The following is a 15,728-nucleotide window of genomic DNA, read 5'->3' on the forward strand; positions in this document are numbered from 1 at the left end:
CAAAAATTATAACATGTTTGACGCCGGCGGTGCATGCACTTCAGGCTCTGTTGGGTAATCTTCCCTACGCCATGGCAGGATCTCGGCGGCGGGATCCTTTAACAAGGCGAGAAAAGATTCAATCAGCACCGGCGCGACGTCGGCCGTTTGCACTCCGGGGACATAGTCGCTTACCTGGGTCATGCGCAATCCGGCATAGCCGCAGGGGTTGATGCGCAGGAACGGCGAGAGATCCATGGCGATATTCAACGCCAGGCCGTGGAAAGAGCAGCCTTTGCGGATGCGCAGCCCCAGGGAACAGATTTTGGCATCCCCCACGTAGACCCCCGGCGCATCAGCACGGGCGCGGGCGCTGATATCAAAGCGGGCCAGCGTCGCCACTACCGTGTCTTCCAGTAGAGTGACCAGTTGCCTGACCCCGAGTTTACGGCGTTTCAGATCGAGCAATACGTACATAACCTGCTGTCCGGGGCCGTGAAAGGTGACCTGGCCGCCGCGATCGCTTTGTATGACAGGAATGGCTCCCGGCTGCAGAATATGTTCGGCCTTGCCGGCCTGTCCCTGGGTGAAGACCTGGGGATGCTGCACCAGCCAGATTTCATCCGGCGTGTCAGAGCCGCGGCGATTGGTGAAGCCATGCATCGCCTGCGACACCACGTCATAGGGCTGCAGATCCAACTGGCGAATAATGATGTTATCCGATGACACAGGCAGCTCCCCGTTTACAAAACCATGCGGACCATCTCGATCTTGCCCAATTCCTCATACAACGCCTCCACCTGCTCGATATGCGTAGCGGTGATAGTAATGGAAACCGCGTGATAATTGCCCTTGCTGCTCGGTTTGACCTCAGGGATATAATCGCCGGGCGCATGGCGCTGCACCACTTCCACCACATCGTCAACCAGCTCGGGACGCGCGACGCCCATGACTTTATAGGTGAACGGGCAGGGGAATTCGAGCAGTTCATTCAGTTTGGTTTTCATTAGCGCTCCGGATAGCGTATATATCCCGGCAAAACCCAGAGGCGGTATGCAGGAATACAAAAATGACACACCCGCGATAGCGGGTGTGTTAACAATTGGATCTATTATACGGCGGAGGCTTTAAGCCTGACAAGGAATGCTTCCGTTACGCGAACCAGTGATGGAACATCAGTTTGATATAATCCACCATCCGGCTGAAGATATTGCCTTCTTTCACTTCATTCAGCACCACCAGGGGATGCTGATCGATAGTCTTCCCGTCGAGCTGGAAATTGATGGTGCCCACCAGCTGATTCAGGGCCAGCGGCGCGTGCAGCTCGGTCTTGTCCAGGGTATAGCTGGCTTTAAGATCTTTCATGCGGCCGCGGGGAATGGTGAGATAGGCATCTTTATCCACGCCCAGCTTGACCATATCGGTATCGCCGAACCAGACCGGCTCGGAGGCAAATTCTTTACCGGCTTTCAACGGCGCCACGGTTTCGAAGAAACGGAACCCCCAGGTCAGCAATTTGCGGGTTTCGTTTTCGCGTCCCTTCGGGGAATGGCCGCCCATCACCGCGGAAATCAGCCGCGTCGGGCCGTCGGTGGCTGAAGCCACCAGGTTAAAACCGGCGGAATCCGTATGGCCGGTTTTGATACCGTCCACGTTCAAATTGGTATCCCACAATAAACCGTTACGGTTCAATTGACGGATATTGTTGAAGGTAAATTCCCGTTCTTTATAGGTGGCATACTCATCCGGCACGTCGCGGATAAGCGCTTTGCCGATCATCGCCATATCCCGGGCGGAGCTGAACTGGCCCGGCGCGTCGAGGCCGTGCACCGTCTCAAAATGCGTATTGGGCAGGCCCAGGGCGGTGACGTAATTATTCATCAGGCTGACAAAGGCATCCTGGCTGCCGGCGACAAAATCCGCCATGGCAACGCAGGCGTCATTGCCCGACTGAAGGATGATCCCCCGGTTTAACAGAGCCACGGGGACGCGATCCCCCGGTTTGAGGAACATCAATGACGAACCTTTAAATACCGGGTTACCGGTCGCCCAAGCATCCTTATTCACGGTGACGACGTCGTTGGGGGAGATTTTGCCCGCCTTGATCGCCTGGCCGATGACATAACTGGTCATCATTTTGGTCAGACTGGCCGGATCGCGTCGGCTGTCGGCATTCTGCTCAGCCAATACCTTGCCGGAGTTGTAGTCAATCAGGATATAGGATTCAGCATCAATTTGCGGTACGCCGGGAATCATGGTTTTGAGATTCACATCATCCGCCTGGCCGTGGGCCAGGGGGATCAACGCAATGACGGTACTTAACGCTAAGCGCTTGAATAAAAGGTGGGTCATTTCTTTATTCATGTCAGGACAACAGCATCCATGGGAGTAAGTTAAAATCGTGCCACACTATAGCAGATGTATAAAAGAGCGGCACCAGACAATCGATTCTCTGGTAAAGGAGAACCTTTTAAGAATGTTTCAGGGTTCCGGGCATTAAAACCCCCGCCGCCGCGGCCCGGCCGGATCCAGCGCCGGGTTGGGCTCCGGCCGGGAAACGGCGCCGCATTTATTCCGGCGCGGCGGTTATAAACGACTGCTGCTGCGCTTCGCTGGTTAACCGCTGCTGCAGCGCGGCGGCCTGCTGGCGGCTGCTGAACGGGCCGAGCTGGACCCGATACAGGTTGCCGTTGGCGGTCACTTTGCCCGGAACGCCAAAACGCTCGCCGAGGGTCTTTTGCCAGGCCAGCGCGCGCTGTTTATCCCCCAGCGCGCCCACCTGTACCACGTAGCGGCCGGATGCCGGGGCAGTCGCCGCGGCGGAGACATGGGTCTTCGTATAGGTCGCGGCCGGGGCGGCGGAAGCATGGGACGGCGTATAGGTCGCGGCCGGGGCGGCGGGAGCATGGGACGGCGTATAGGTTGCGGCCGGCGCGGCGGACGTATGGGACGGCTGGTAAGTCGCGGCCGGCTGCGGTGCGGCGGGGGCTGGTTCATCAGACTCCACTACGCCGGCCGGCAGCGGGGTGGGCCTGCCCAGAAAACCGCTGCCGGAGCCGGAAGCGGACGGCGCGGGGGCCATATCGGGCTCGGCAGGCACCGGATCCGCCACCGGGCGGATAGCCGGCGCAGGCGCCGTTCCCGAGGCGACGCGCGTATCATCCACGGGGGCGGACGACTGCATCGCGCCCGGCGACGGGGCATCCAGGTTCGGGCGGGGCGGCAGCGCATAGTTCTGTTTGGCCACCACGGTGCCGATGGTGCCCGGCCCGGACAACGTGCCGTCCGGGGCGACCTGGATGAAATCCACCTTGACCGTGGTTTGATTGGAGATATTGAGCCGTTCGGCGGCGGCCTCCGTCAGGTCGATAATTCGTCCGGGCGTATAGGGCCCGCGATCGTTGACCCGCACCACCAGCTGGCGGCCGTTGCTCAGATTGGTCACCCTCACATAGCTTGGCAGGGGCAGGGTCGGGTGCGCGGCGGCCAGGGCCTGCGCATCGAAGGGTTCGCCGGTGGCGGTGGTGGTGCCGTTGTGCTCGGCGCCATAAGAGGAGGCCAGCCCGGTTTCACTGAAATTCTGCGGATTTTTGACGATACGGTAGGTCTTGCCGCCCATCTCGTAGTCTTGGCCGGTATTGGGGTTATAGGGTTCATAGCGCGGCTCCACGCCGCTGATTTCCACTACCGGGCCGTTATAGGCCGGTGCGGAGGATTGCTGCGGTGTTTCAGTGGTCGTGGTACATGCCGTGAGCAATAGCCCAATCACGCCGATCCAGTGCCATTCCTTCCGCATTGCTCACCTCTATAAATTTTTAGACAGCATCTTCCGATGAGTATGTATCGACATGACGATACCAAACCCCGCCATAAGCACAATCAGGGCCGAGCCGCCGTAGCTTACCAGGGGCAGCGGCACGCCGACCACCGGTAAGATACCACTTACCATGCCGATATTCACGAAGACATAAACGAACAGAATCAGCATCAGCCCCCCCGCCATTACGCGGCCAAAGGTGGTTTGCGCTTTGGCGGCAATCACCAGTCCGCGCATGATTACGCATAGATATAGACCTAATAACACCAGAGCGCCAATCAGTCCGAGTTCTTCTCCCAGTACCGCGAAAATGAAATCGGTATGGCGTTCCGGCAGAAACTCCAATTGGGATTGGGTGCCCTGCAGCCAGCCTTTGCCGCTTAAGCCGCCTGAACCGATGGCGATTTTGGATTGGATGATATGGTAGCCCGCCCCTAGTGGATCGGTTTCCGGATCCAACAGCATCATTACCCGCTCCCGCTGGTAATCATGCATCAAAAAGAACCACAGTATGGGAATAAAGGCCGCCACCAGTAGCGCCGCCAGGATAATAAGCTTCCAGCTCATCCCGGACAGGAACAGGACAAACAGCCCCGAGGCGGCAATCAATATGGCGGTGCCCAGATCGGGCTGTGCCGCCACCAGCAGGGTCGGTACAAAAATCAGTACCAGGGCGATGGCGGTATTTTTCAGCGAGGGAGGGCAGCTGTCGCGATTGATAAAACGCGCCACCATCAGCGGCACGGCGATTTTAGCGATTTCCGAAGGCTGAAACCGCACGAAGCCTAAATCCAGCCAGCGCTGGGCCCCTTTACTGACCTGGCCGAAAGCGTCCACCAGCATCAGCAGCACCAGGCTGATAACATATAAATAGGGGGCCCATGCCTCATAAACACGGGGCGGCACCTGCGCCAGCCCCAGCATGATCAGCAGGCCCATCACGATCTGGCCGATCTTGCGTTCCATCATGCCCACATCCTGGCCGCTGGCGCTCCATATAACGATGGCGCTGTAGCCCAGCAGCAGCATGATAAGGAGAAGAAACGGCAAATCGATATGGAGCTTGGCCCAGAACGTCCCGTTTTGCTGATTATCCGTCATGTCGTTCAATCACCTTCGGTACCGGGCGGAGCGGGCTGCTCGGCCGGTAAGTTAATCGTGTTGTCGCCCAACATGATATGATCAAGGATCTGGCGGGTGATAGTCCCCACCGCCGGACCGACCCCGCCGTTTTCCAGCACCACCACCACCGCCACCTCGGGCTTGTCATAAGGCGCGAATGCCGTCATCAATTTATGGTCGCGCAGGCGCTCGGCAATTTTATGCGCATTATAGACCTCATTGGCCTTCAGGCCGTAAACCTGGGCGGTGCCTGATTTGGCCGCCACCTTATAAGGCGCATCGGAAAAATTCTTGCGGGCGGTGCCGTTCGGCCGGTTGGCCACCCCGAACATACCGTCTTTGGCAATTTCCCAATAACCGGAATGAGGATCGCCGATTTGGACATGTTCCTGCTGCTGGTAAGGAACCAGCTTACCGTTCTCTCGGGTACTGTACAGCAGATGGGGGACCCGCACCGCGCCATCATTGATAAGGGACATCAGCGCCTTGGACATCTGAATCGGCGTTGCGGTCCAATAACCCTGCCCGATGCCCACCGGGATGGTATCGCCAAGATACCAGGGTTTTTTAAAGCGCTGCAGTTTCCATTCACGGGTCGGCATGACCCCGGCGCGCTCTTCCGAAAGATCGATGCCGGTTAACGAGCCGTAGCCGAATTTCGACATCCATTCCGAAAGCCGGTCGATACCCAAATCATAAGCCACCTGATAGAAAAAGGTATCCGCCGATTCCTCCAGGGCTTTAGTGACGTTAAGCTTGCCGTGTCCCCATTTTTTCCAGTCGCGATAGCGCTTATCCGATCCGGGCAACTGCCACCAGCCGGGATCGAACAGCGTAAAGTTTTTGTTGATGACGCCCAGGGTCATGGCAGACACCGATATATAGGGCTTCACCGTCGAGGCGGGAGGATAGACCCCCTGAGTGGCGCGATTGATTAACGGCCGGTTTTCATCCTCCAGCAAACTCCGGTACTCTTTGCCGGAGATGCCGTCCACGAACAGGTTGGGATCGTAACTGGGATTGGACACCAGCGCGCGGATGCCGCCGTCGCGGGGATCCGCCACCACCACCGCCGACCGGCTGCCCGCCAGCAGTTGCTCGATATAGATTTGCAGGTGCAAATCCAGCGTCAGGTAAATGTCCTTGCCAGCTTGCGGCGGCTGTTCATGCAGTTGGCGAATAACCCGGCCGCGATTATTGACTTCCACCTCTTCGTAACCGGTTTTGCCGTGCAGGACGCTTTCATAATACCGTTCGATACCCAGTTTACCGATGTCGTTGGTGGCGGCATAGTTCGCCAGGATGCCTTCTTTGTCCAGTCGCTCCACGTCCTTGTCATTGATTTTGGAAACGTAACCGATGACGTGGGTCAGGGCGGATCCATAAGGATAATAGCGGCGCTGGTAGCCTTTGACTTCCACCCCTGGGAAATTGAACTGATTCACGGCGAAACGGGCCTGCTCCACGTCGGTCAGTCCAACCTTAAGCGGTATCGAGGTAAAACGATGGGATCGTTTACGTTCTTTTTGAAAATTGGCGATGTCGTCGTCGGTGAGATCGACAATGGGCCTGAGGGCCTTGATGGTGCCCTGCAGATCGTCGACTTTTTCAGGCATCAGCTCGAGCTGGTAAATGGTGCGGTTCAGCGCCAGCGGAATGCCGTTGCGATCGTAAATGATACCGCGGCTGGGGGCGATGGGCACCAGTTTGATCCGGTTCTCGTTGGACCGGGTGCGGTAATCCTCAAAACGGGTAATCTGCAGATGGTAAAGATTGACCACCAGAATCCCGCTTAATAGCAGGATACCTAAAAATGCCACCAGCGCGCGGCGAATGAACAGTGCCGACTCAGCCGAATAGTCGCGAAAGGGGTTATGATCTATTTTCATTCCGCGAGATTATACTCAATAGCTTTCAAGTTGCATCTTCACCGGATCATTCCCGATGATAAGGATGGTTGGTGGTAATGCTCCAGGCACGATACAGGCTCTCCGCGACTAACACCCGGACTAAGGGGTGAGGCAAGGTTAACGGCGATAACGACCAGCTCTGTTCCGCCGCCGCTTTGCAGGCCGGGGCCAGCCCTTCGGGACCGCCAATCAACAGGCTGACATCCCGGCCGTCCTGCTTCCAGCGTTCCAGTTGAAGCGCCAGGAATGGCGTCTCCCACGGGGTGCCGGGGATATCCAGCGTCACGATGCGATTGCCTTTACCTACCGCGGCCAACATCAATTCGCCTTCTTTTTCCAAAATCCGGCCGATATCGGCGTTCTTACCCCGTTTGCCGGCCGGGATTTCCGTCAGTTCGAACGGCATGTCTTTTGGAAAGCGGCGCAAATAATCCATAAACCCGGTTTGTACCCAATCCGGCATCCTGTTGCCCACCGCGATCAGCTGAAGTCTCACCGATCAGCTCCAGAGTTTTTCCAATTCATAAAGCTGACGACTTTCCGCCTGCATCACATGCACGATGACATCCCCCAGATCCACCACGATCCAGTCGGCGATTTTTTCGCCCTCTACCCCTAACGGCATCAGGCCCGCGGTGCGGGACTCCTGTACTACGTGATCGGCGATGGACATCACATGGCGGCTTGAGGTGCCGGTACAGATCACCATGCAGTCCGTGATGCTGGATTTACCCCGTACGTCCAGGGAAATAATATCCTGGCCTTTCAAATCATCAATTTTATCAATGACGAAATCTTTGAGCGTGTTACCTTGCAAAGGTTCCCCCTTCGGTGTGCTTCGCATCCGCTGCCCTGTGGAACACATGTAGGACATCGCAATTCAATGGGTTGATTCCTGCCCGATTACTGACTGGGATCGGCTGGTGCTTAACCGCGAAATAAGCCGCGCAGTATAACACGGGCGGCACACTAGAGATATAAGCCCTGTTCGTCAATATATCGCTGAACCGACGGCGTCAGCATATCATCGCAACGCAGGCCCTCGTGGCGCCGTTCCCGGATTAACGAGGCTGAAATTGACAATTGCGGGGTGGGCGCCAAATAGATAAGCCCGGCGGGTTTCGTTTGCAATTGACCGACATCGGTGGTCAGGCGCGCCTCAAGCCAGGACTGCAATGCCGGTGTGGACATTTTAGCCCCATAACCCGGGCGGGCGCAAACCAACAGGTGACACTTATCCAATAATTCAAGTCCCCGGTGCCATTGAGGCAGGGTCAGCAGGGAATCCTGCCCGATGATAAACCCCAGCGGCGCGGTGCGGCCTCGCTCCCGGCGCAATGTTTCGAAGGTGTCCACGGTCCAGGAGGGGTTATCGCGCCGCAGTTCACGGTCGTCGATATCGAACAATGAGCCGCCGATATCCGCCAGTGCCATTTGCACCATGGCCAGCCGCTGCTGGGCGCTGGCCTCCGGCTGCGGACGGTGGGGCGGGACATTGTTCGGCAATAGGGTAACGCGTTTAAGCCCCACCAGTTTCGCCAGGGCGATAACCGGTTTGATATGGCCGTAATGTATCGGGTCGAACGTGCCGCCGAACATTGCCGTCAAGGGCGGGGCGGTCAAGGGCTGGGTGACGGTTTCAGACATTGATCGGCGTTCCGGCGGTGATTTTACCGCATAGCAGCAGCGAGAGGGTTTCCAGATCGGACCAGACCGGATAGCCATAATCCTGCTTGAGTGTTATCTCAATGGCGGTCATAAGCGACACCGCCTGATGCAGCCGGCGTGGCGACAGCCGCTGCAAAGCCGCCGTCAGCAGCGGCCGCCGGGTCTGCCAGACCTTGTGCTGATCAAGCAAGGAGCGCAATGGCGACTGGTGCATTTGCCGTTGAATTGTCAGTAACAACATCACCTCTCGCTGCAGGCTGCGTAATAAAATCACCGGTTCACAGGCTTCCTGCCGCAGCTGCCTGAGTATATGCCCGGCCCGTTTGCTTTTCGCCGCCAGCATGGCGTCCACCCAGTGGAACGGCGTGAAGTGCGCCGCGTCGTTAACCGCGGTTTCCACCCGCGGCAACGTCAGGCTGCCGTCGGGATAAATCAGCGAAAGGCGTTCCAGGGCCTGGGACAATGCCATCAGGTTGCCTTCATAGCAGTAACAGAGCAATTGATTCGCGGCGTCGTCCAGGTTGAGCTGCATCGCCTTGGCCCGCAAGGCAGTCCAGCGGGGCAGCTGGCCCTGCTCAGGCGTCATGCAGGCCACATAGACCCCATCCCGGGCGAGCGCCTTGTACCAGCCGCTGTTTTCCTGGGCGCGGGTTAATTTGGTCCCCCGCAGCATCAATAACAGATCCGGATGGAGCAGCGTGGACAATTGCGCCAGTTTTTCGCCCAAGGCTGCGTTGGCCCCGTTGTCCGGCAGTATCAGCAATAAGGTCTGCCGGCTGGCGAACAGGCTCATTGCCTGGCAAAGGCTGAAAATCTCGTCCCAGTCCACGGACGCATCCAGGGTAAAGCTAAGATGTTCGCAAAAGCCTTGGGATTCCGCCTGGCGGCGTATCGCATCGTGGCTTTCCTGCAGCAGCAGCGGATCGTTCCCGAACAGCAAATAACAGGCGCGCAGCGATTCCTGCAACTGCGCGCCGAGCTGCTCGGGGTAAAGCTTGATCATTGCGCTTCCTGCGCCGCCAAGGCTTTTTGCAGGGTGATGCTCGCCTGTTTATCGGCCTGCTCCTTGCTGGCCTCCTCGGCGGCATGAACCGCCAAAAGCCTGCGCACCAGCTGCTGTGCCGCCTGTTCACGCATCTCCTGCCGGATAATATCGCTTTCATTATCCTTAGCCAGGGCGGTCAGGGGGTTGTCGAAGAACGAGCGGAACACCCTGATACTGATGGGGAAGAGATCTTTGCCCGGCGTCAGCACCGTTGCCTGCACATCCAGCACCAATTGGTATTCGGCGGTTTTACCGTCCTGGAATACCGACACCGTCTCCTGGCTTTCGCTGGCGCCGGTTATGCGTAATGAAGGCAACAGCCGGCTTTTGGCCACGGAGTCGTTGACTATCTTCATGTCATTAAGCCGTAGTTCCGATCGCACCGCCCGCGTCAGCGGACCATAGGGATCGTAACTGTTCAGGGTTAATGTCTTCAAATCATTGGGGACCATGGTATGAGCCCCCGTCCCGCGCAAATGATAACCGCAGCCCGCGGTGACCAGCACCGCAAACCCCAGCAATAATGCCTTCATCCGATGTCGCACAAAGCCTCCTTGTCTTAACCTACAACCAGGTTAAGCAATTTGCCCGGTACATAAATGACTTTACGTACCTGGACCCCTTCAAGATATTTTGCCACCAGATGTTCCTGGGCGGCGCGTTCACGTACCAATGCCTCGTCGGCATCGGCGGGCACGGTAATTCTGCCGCGCAGTTTACCATTGACCTGAATCACCACCAGTTTGGCATCTTCCACCATGGCGCTGTCATCGGCAACCGGCCAGGGCGCGTTGTCGATATCCCCTTCGCCCCCCAGTTCCCGCCACAGGACGAAACTGGTGTGGGGGGTAAAGGGATAAAGCATGCGCACCACCGTCAGCAGCGCTTCCCGCAGCAGCGCGCGATCCTGTCCGCTGTCCTGCGGTAACCGCGCCAGCTTGTTCATCAGTTCCATAATGGCGGCGATGGCGGTGTTGAAGGTTTGACGCCGGCCGATATCATCGGTCACCTTGGCAATGGTCTTATGCAGATCGCGGCGCAGCTCTTTTTGCAGGTCGGTAAGGGCGCTCACGTCCAACGGCTCCGCGGGCCCCGCCGCCGCATGATCATAAACCAGTTTCCATACGCGTTTGAGAAAACGGTTGGCGCCTTCAACGCCGGACTCCTGCCACTCCAGCGTCATTTCCGCCGGCGAGGCGAACATCATGAACAGGCGAACGGTATCGGCGCCGTATTTTTCCACCATGACCTGCGGATCGATGCCGTTGTTTTTCGATTTGGACATCTTGCTCATGCCGGCATAAACCAGCTCGCGGCCCTCAGGGTCGACGGCTTTGACGATACGGCCTTTTTCATCCCGATCCACCGTCACATCCACCGGCGAGACCCAGACGCGTTCGCCGCCGGCGCCGGTATAATAAAACGCATCCGCCAGCACCATGCCCTGGCACAACAGGCGCTTGGCGGGTTCATCGGAATTCACCAGCCCGGCGTCGCGCAGCAATTTATGGTAGAAGCGGAAGTACATCAAATGCATGATGGCATGTTCGATGCCTCCTATATACTGATCCACCGGCAGCCAGTAATTGGCGGCGGCGGGGTCCAGCATACCGGTGTCAAAGTGCGGGCAGGTATAGCGGGCATAATACCAGGATGACTCCATAAAGGTGTCGAAGGTATCGGTTTCACGTAATGCCGGCCTGCCGTTCACGGTGGTTTTCGCCCACTGCGGGTCGGCCTTTATCGGGCTGGTGATGCCGTCCATGATCACATCTTCCGGCAGCAGTACCGGCAATTGATCGTCCGGCGTCGGGATGACCGTGCCGTCTTCCAATGTGACCATCGGAATCGGCGCGCCCCAATAGCGCTGCCGGGAGACGCCCCAATCCCGCAGGCGATAATTCACCTTGCGCTCGCCAACGCCCAGCGCCACCAGCTTATCGGCGATGGCATTGAACGCGGCGGCGTAATCAAGGCCGTCGAATTCGCCGGAGTTGAACAGCACGCCTTTTTCCGTCATGGCCTGCGCCACGAGATCCGGTTCGCTGCCGTCCGCCGCCAGGATCACCGGTTTGATGGACAGCCCGTATTTGGTGGCGAATTCCCAGTCGCGCTGGTCATGGCCCGGCACCGCCATCACCGCCCCCGTACCGTAGTCCATCAGCACGAAATTGGCGACCCAAATAGGTACCCGTTCGCCGTTTAACGGATGAATGGCGAACAGGCCGGTTTCCATGCCTTTTTTCTCCATGGTGGCCATGTCGGCTTCCGCCACCTTGGTATTACGGCATTCGGCGATAAAATCCGCCAGGGCCGGATTGGCGGCGGCGGCCTGCAGCGACAGCGGGTGGCCGGCGGCGATGGCGACATAGGTAACACCCATGAACGTATCGGGACGGGTGGTATACACCGACAGCTTTTCGCCGCCGTCCTCGACGTCAAAACGGATTTCAACCCCCTCGGAGCGGCCGATCCAGTTGCGCTGCATGGTTTTCACCTGCTCAGGCCAGCTCTCCAGCTTGTCCAGGTCATACAGCAGCTGGTCCGCGTAAGCGGTGATTTTTACGAACCATTGCGGAATCTCTTTGCGTTCCACCTTGGTATCGCAGCGCCAGCAACAGCCGTCGATAACCTGTTCGTTGGCCAGTACCGTCTGGTCGTGGGGGCACCAGTTCACCGCGGAGGTCTTTTTATAGACCAGCCCTTTTTCATACAGCCGGGCGAAAAACCACTGTTCCCAACGATAATATTCCGGACGGCAGGTAGTGACCTCGCGGTCCCAGTCATAACCGAATCCCAGTAGTTTAAGCTGGGTTTTCATGTAATCGATATTGGCATAGGTCCAGGGCGCCGGCGCGGTATTGTTTTTCACCGCCGCGCCTTCCGCCGGCAGACCGAAAGCATCCCAGCCGATGGGTTGAAGCACGTTTTTGCCCAGCATGCGCTGATAGCGAGAAATGACGTCCCCGATGGTGTAATTGCGCACATGGCCCATATGCAGGCGGCCGGAAGGATAGGGCAGCATGGACAGGCAATAGTATTTTTGCTTGCTGCTATCCTCTGTGACTTTGAAGGTGTTGTGATCATGCCAGTGACGCTGGACGTGGGGTTCGATTTCTTCCGGGCGATATTGCTCTTGCATGGCAGCCAGTGGTCCTATAGTGAAATACAGCTACGCCCGTATTTTTTATCGGACGTTCTTAACCAAAGATCCGCATAGCATAGCTGATAAGCAACAGTGGCAACAACACCCGCCGCAGCCCAGAGGCGTATTTCTGCCACAATAGGTGTCATTGGAGCAAAATATTTCCCTGCCGCCGGCTTTATGCCGGATGAGTTTGCCGCCATGAGCTAGAATTATCGGCACAATACCTATTCCGGTTCGGCCAGCGGAGCATGACAGACCGGATTGGCTGAGACGAGGAGCTAATGATGGATAACGTTGCGCTATATTACCGGGAATTACTGGCCTCCCTTAGTCACCAACTGGAGCAGGGCGAACGGGATATCGATGCCTTGGTGGCGGATGGTCACCGGCGGCTGATCGCCGCGGGGGATCTGACCCCCGCCGAAGTGGACAGTCTGACCCGGGCGGTTCGCCGCGACCTGGAAGAGTTTGCCCGCAGCTATGATGAAAGCCGCGCGGAAAACACCGATAGCGTTTTTACCCGGGTAATAAAAGAGAGCCTGTGGCAGGAGCTGGCGGATATCACCGATAAGACCCAGCTTGAGTGGCAGGAAATCTTTAAGGATGTATCACATCACGGCGTCTATACCAGCGGCGAGGTAGTGGGGCTGGGCAATCTGGTGTGCGAGCGGTGCCATCACACCCTGCCGGTTTACACGCCGGAAGTGCTGCCGCTGTGTCCGGAGTGCGGTTTTGATCAGTTTCAGCGGCGGCCGTTCTAGAGGTCCATGCGAAGCGATTTCCCTTGGCGCGTCGACGTCTGGGTTTTCAAGGCTGCCGTCCCTGGCCGCCTGAGATCAGTGAAGGATTTTCGCCAGGAAATCCCGGGCGCGATCGGTTTGCGGATGCTGGAAGAACGCCTCTTTATGCGTGTCTTCCACTATCCGGCCTTCATCCATGAAAATCACCCGGTTGGCCACTTTGCGCGCGAAGCCCATTTCATGGGTGACCACCATCATGGTCATGCCATCGTGGGCCAGCTCCACCATGACATCCAGCACTTCGTTTATCATCTCCGGATCCAGCGCCGAGGTCGGTTCATCAAACAGCATCGCCACCGGGTCCATGCATAGCGCGCGGGCAATGGCCACCCGCTGTTGCTGGCCGCCGGACAGCTGGCCGGGATATTTATCGGCCTGTACGGACAGGCCGACGCGCTCCAGCAATTTCAGCCCTTTTTCCCGCGCGGCGTCTTTATTGCGCTTGAGCACTTTTATTTGCGCCAAGGTCAGGTTTTCGATAATGGAGAGATGGGGAAACAGCTCAAAATGCTGGAATACCATGCCCACTTTGGCGCGTAATTGCGCCAGATTGGTATGGCGGTCATTCACCACGATATCATTGACCTGGATTTTTCCCTGCTGGATGGGCTCGAGGCCGTTGACGGTTTTAATCAAGGTGGATTTGCCCGAACCCGAAGGACCGCAAACCACCACGACCTCGCCGGTTTGCACTTCGGTTGAACAGTCGGTCAGAACCTGAAAGTGACCATACCATTTTGAAATATTTTTCAGGGAAATCATCAAACCGTCCTTTTCTTCAGATAATTCACCAGCAGAGAAGCGCTCAGGCTGATGACAAAATAAACCGCCCCGGCAAACAGTATCATTTCCACCTGGGTGCCGTCGCGCTCGCCCACCGACGTCGCGGTGCGAAAAAAGTCCGCCAGGCTTAACACGTAAACCAGCGAGGTATCCTGGAACAGCACGATACCCTGAGTCAGCAGCAGCGGCACCATGGCCCGGAACGCCTGGGGCAGTATCACCAACTGCATCGATTGCCAATGGGTCATGCCCAGCGCCAGCGCGGCGGAGCCCTGTCCGCGGGCGACGCTGATGATGCCGGCGCGGATAATTTCGGAATAATAGGCGGCTTCAAACAGGGAAAACGCCACCATGGCCGAAATCAGCCGGATATCGGTTTTCGGCGACAGTCCCATGACTCTTTGCAGGAAGCTGGGCACCACCAGGTAAAACCACAGCAGCACCATCAGCAAGGGCACGGAACGGAACAGGTTAACGTAAATTTTAGCCAGCCAGCTTATGGGCTTGAACGGCGACAGGCGCATGACCGCCAGGATGGTGCCCCAGACAATGCCGACCACAACCGCGGTAACGGTGATCTTCAGCGTTATCGCCATACCCTGCAGCATATAGGGCAAACTGGGAACAACGGAACTCCAGTCAAATTGATACATCATTTACCTCCTATATGGCCGGGCAAACGCACTTTTTTCTCAAGGAGATACATGGCAAACATAATAACCGCGTTAATGATCAGATAGCCCACCGTAATGGCGGTGAAGGATTCATAGGCATGGGCGGAATAATCCAGCAGTTTGCCGGCCTGCGCCGCCATTTCCACCAGGCCGATGGTGGAGGCCACCGAGGAGTTTTTTACCAGATTCAGCATTTCCGACGTCATGGGCGGCAGGATGACCCGATAGGCGCTGGGCAGCAACACATAGCGGTAGGTCTGGCTCAGGGTCAGTCCCATGGCCAGCCCGGCGGCCCGCTGGCCCGACGGCAGGGACTGGATGCCGGAGCGCACCTGCTCGCAAATGCGGGCGGCGGTAAACAGTCCCAGGCAAACCATTGACGAGACGAAAAATTGTATATTCGGATTGAGCTCTGATTTGAACCACATGCCGATATTCGCCGGCAATAATTCCGGCACCACCAGATACCAGATAAAAAATTGCACGATCAGGGGCACATTGCGAAAAAGCTCCACATAACAGGTGCCCAAGGCGGAAAGGAAACGGTTTGGCACGGTGCGCAGGATGCCGAACAGCGATCCCACCAGCAGCGCGATAATCCAGGCGCAAAAAGAGACCGCGACGGTCATTTTAAATCCCGACCATAACCAGCCGAGATACGTGGTGTTGCCAAATGGAGCTGCCTCAAAAAAAATGCCCCAGTCCCAATTTATAGACATAAAAACTCCGGGAAAAAAGGGTAGCATCGCTACCCTGAAGATTGATGAAGACCACCATGTCCA

Annotated in this window: 16 protein-coding genes; 1 reads left to right on the forward strand and 15 read right to left on the reverse strand. The window is 57.2% G+C overall.

All coding sequences use genetic code 11. The features are described 5' to 3' along the window. Positions 1-6 precede the first annotated feature (6 nt). From lipB to leuS, 12 genes are all read right to left on the reverse strand, one after another. The gene (gene lipB / locus ACL2XO_RS08560) at positions 7-708 is read right to left on the reverse strand and encodes a lipoyl(octanoyl) transferase LipB (RefSeq protein ID WP_413723684.1); all 702 of its coding nucleotides are present in this window, start codon (positions 706-708) and stop codon (positions 7-9) included. Between the two features lie 14 nt (positions 709-722). Beyond that, positions 723-986, reverse strand: coding sequence for a DUF493 family protein YbeD (ybeD, locus tag ACL2XO_RS08565; RefSeq protein ID WP_132922843.1), 264 nt, complete (start codon positions 984-986; stop codon positions 723-725). A gap of 145 nt (positions 987-1,131) precedes the next feature. Next, positions 1,132-2,343, reverse strand: a complete 1,212-nt coding sequence (gene dacA / locus ACL2XO_RS08570; protein ID WP_413742549.1) for a D-alanyl-D-alanine carboxypeptidase DacA — start codon at positions 2,341-2,343, stop codon at positions 1,132-1,134. 205 nt (positions 2,344-2,548) lie between these two features. Then, complete coding sequence (gene rlpA, locus ACL2XO_RS08575) at positions 2,549-3,775, reverse strand: endolytic peptidoglycan transglycosylase RlpA (RefSeq protein ID WP_413723686.1); 1,227 nt, start codon at positions 3,773-3,775, stop codon at positions 2,549-2,551. Between the two features lie 9 nt (positions 3,776-3,784). Continuing rightward, entirely contained in the window at positions 3,785-4,897 is a 1,113-nt protein-coding gene (gene mrdB, locus ACL2XO_RS08580; RefSeq protein ID WP_132922840.1) for a peptidoglycan glycosyltransferase MrdB, read from the reverse strand. Between the two features lie 5 nt (positions 4,898-4,902). Then, complete coding sequence (gene mrdA / locus ACL2XO_RS08585; protein ID WP_132922839.1) at positions 4,903-6,807, reverse strand: peptidoglycan DD-transpeptidase MrdA; 1,905 nt, start codon at positions 6,805-6,807, stop codon at positions 4,903-4,905. A gap of 46 nt (positions 6,808-6,853) precedes the next feature. Beyond that, positions 6,854-7,324, reverse strand: coding sequence for a 23S rRNA (pseudouridine(1915)-N(3))-methyltransferase RlmH (gene rlmH, locus ACL2XO_RS08590; protein ID WP_132922838.1), 471 nt, complete (start codon positions 7,322-7,324; stop codon positions 6,854-6,856). Between the two features lie 3 nt (positions 7,325-7,327). Next, positions 7,328-7,645 (reverse strand): ribosome silencing factor, encoded by a 318-nt coding sequence (gene rsfS, locus ACL2XO_RS08595; RefSeq protein ID WP_132922837.1) that lies wholly within the window; start codon positions 7,643-7,645, stop codon positions 7,328-7,330. 152 nt (positions 7,646-7,797) lie between these two features. Then, on the reverse strand, positions 7,798-8,475 hold the full coding sequence (nadD, locus tag ACL2XO_RS08600) for a nicotinate-nucleotide adenylyltransferase (RefSeq protein ID WP_243701447.1): 678 nt from the start codon (positions 8,473-8,475) through the stop codon (positions 7,798-7,800). Beyond that, positions 8,468-9,499, reverse strand: a complete 1,032-nt coding sequence (holA, locus tag ACL2XO_RS08605) for a DNA polymerase III subunit delta (protein WP_413742550.1) — start codon at positions 9,497-9,499, stop codon at positions 8,468-8,470. Before holA ends, nadD begins: the two co-directional genes overlap by 8 nt. Beyond that, positions 9,496-10,086 (reverse strand): LPS assembly lipoprotein LptE, encoded by a 591-nt coding sequence (gene lptE, locus ACL2XO_RS08610; RefSeq protein ID WP_132922835.1) that lies wholly within the window; start codon positions 10,084-10,086, stop codon positions 9,496-9,498. Before lptE ends, holA begins: the two co-directional genes overlap by 4 nt. Before the next feature lie 14 nt (positions 10,087-10,100). Beyond that, entirely contained in the window at positions 10,101-12,683 is a 2,583-nt protein-coding gene (gene leuS / locus ACL2XO_RS08615; RefSeq protein ID WP_203522331.1) for a leucine--tRNA ligase, read from the reverse strand. 290 nt (positions 12,684-12,973) lie between these two features. On the opposite strand from leuS, the gene ACL2XO_RS08620 reads away from it, so the two are divergent. Beyond that, a complete protein-coding gene (locus ACL2XO_RS08620) occupies positions 12,974-13,450 on the forward strand; it encodes a zinc ribbon-containing protein (protein ID WP_132927842.1) in 477 nt (158 codons plus the stop codon). A 75-nt stretch (positions 13,451-13,525) separates the two neighbouring features. Here ACL2XO_RS08620 and ACL2XO_RS08625 read toward each other — a convergent pair whose 3' ends face one another. Genes ACL2XO_RS08625 through ACL2XO_RS08635 form a run of 3 tightly spaced genes read right to left on the reverse strand, consistent with a single transcriptional unit; the run spans position 13,526 to position 15,665 of the window. After that, positions 13,526-14,251 (reverse strand): amino acid ABC transporter ATP-binding protein, encoded by a 726-nt coding sequence (locus ACL2XO_RS08625; protein WP_203522328.1) that lies wholly within the window; start codon positions 14,249-14,251, stop codon positions 13,526-13,528. Further along, positions 14,251-14,925, reverse strand: a complete 675-nt coding sequence (gene gltK / locus ACL2XO_RS08630; RefSeq protein ID WP_132927841.1) for a glutamate/aspartate ABC transporter permease GltK — start codon at positions 14,923-14,925, stop codon at positions 14,251-14,253. The genes ACL2XO_RS08625 and gltK overlap by 1 nt, the downstream gene beginning before the upstream one ends. Beyond that, the gene (locus tag ACL2XO_RS08635; RefSeq protein WP_132922830.1) at positions 14,925-15,665 is read right to left on the reverse strand and encodes an amino acid ABC transporter permease; all 741 of its coding nucleotides are present in this window, start codon (positions 15,663-15,665) and stop codon (positions 14,925-14,927) included. The genes gltK and ACL2XO_RS08635 overlap by 1 nt, the downstream gene beginning before the upstream one ends. Positions 15,666-15,728 lie beyond the last annotated feature (63 nt).

This window comes from Sodalis sp. RH15 (assembly GCF_047324255.1).
GTDB classification, from domain to species: domain Bacteria; phylum Pseudomonadota; class Gammaproteobacteria; order Enterobacterales; family Enterobacteriaceae; genus Acerihabitans; species Acerihabitans ligni.

What these genes read in the sequence shown, in the direction of transcription:
- nadD (WP_243701447.1), bottom strand. Translation starts at nt 8,475, where the DNA reads ATGTCTGAAACCGTCACCCAGCCCTTGACCGCCCCGCCCTTGACGGCA.
- mrdB (WP_132922840.1), bottom strand. Translation starts at nt 4,897, where the DNA reads ATGACGGATAATCAGCAAAACGGGACGTTCTGGGCCAAGCTCCATATC.
- gltK (WP_132927841.1), bottom strand. Translation starts at nt 14,925, where the DNA reads ATGTATCAATTTGACTGGAGTTCCGTTGTTCCCAGTTTGCCCTATATG.
- ACL2XO_RS08635 (WP_132922830.1), bottom strand. Translation starts at nt 15,665, where the DNA reads ATGTCTATAAATTGGGACTGGGGCATTTTTTTTGAGGCAGCTCCATTT.
- mrdA (WP_132922839.1), bottom strand. Translation starts at nt 6,807, where the DNA reads ATGAAAATAGATCATAACCCCTTTCGCGACTATTCGGCTGAGTCGGCA.
- leuS (WP_203522331.1), bottom strand. Translation starts at nt 12,683, where the DNA reads ATGCAAGAGCAATATCGCCCGGAAGAAATCGAACCCCACGTCCAGCGT.
- ybeD (WP_132922843.1), bottom strand. Translation starts at nt 986, where the DNA reads ATGAAAACCAAACTGAATGAACTGCTCGAATTCCCCTGCCCGTTCACC.
- holA (WP_413742550.1), bottom strand. Translation starts at nt 9,499, where the DNA reads ATGATCAAGCTTTACCCCGAGCAGCTCGGCGCGCAGTTGCAGGAATCG.
- ACL2XO_RS08625 (WP_203522328.1), bottom strand. Translation starts at nt 14,251, where the DNA reads ATGATTTCCCTGAAAAATATTTCAAAATGGTATGGTCACTTTCAGGTT.
- dacA (WP_413742549.1), bottom strand. Translation starts at nt 2,343, where the DNA reads ATGAATAAAGAAATGACCCACCTTTTATTCAAGCGCTTAGCGTTAAGT.
- rlpA (WP_413723686.1), bottom strand. Translation starts at nt 3,775, where the DNA reads ATGCGGAAGGAATGGCACTGGATCGGCGTGATTGGGCTATTGCTCACG.
- ACL2XO_RS08620 (WP_132927842.1), top strand. Translation starts at nt 12,974, where the DNA reads ATGGATAACGTTGCGCTATATTACCGGGAATTACTGGCCTCCCTTAGT.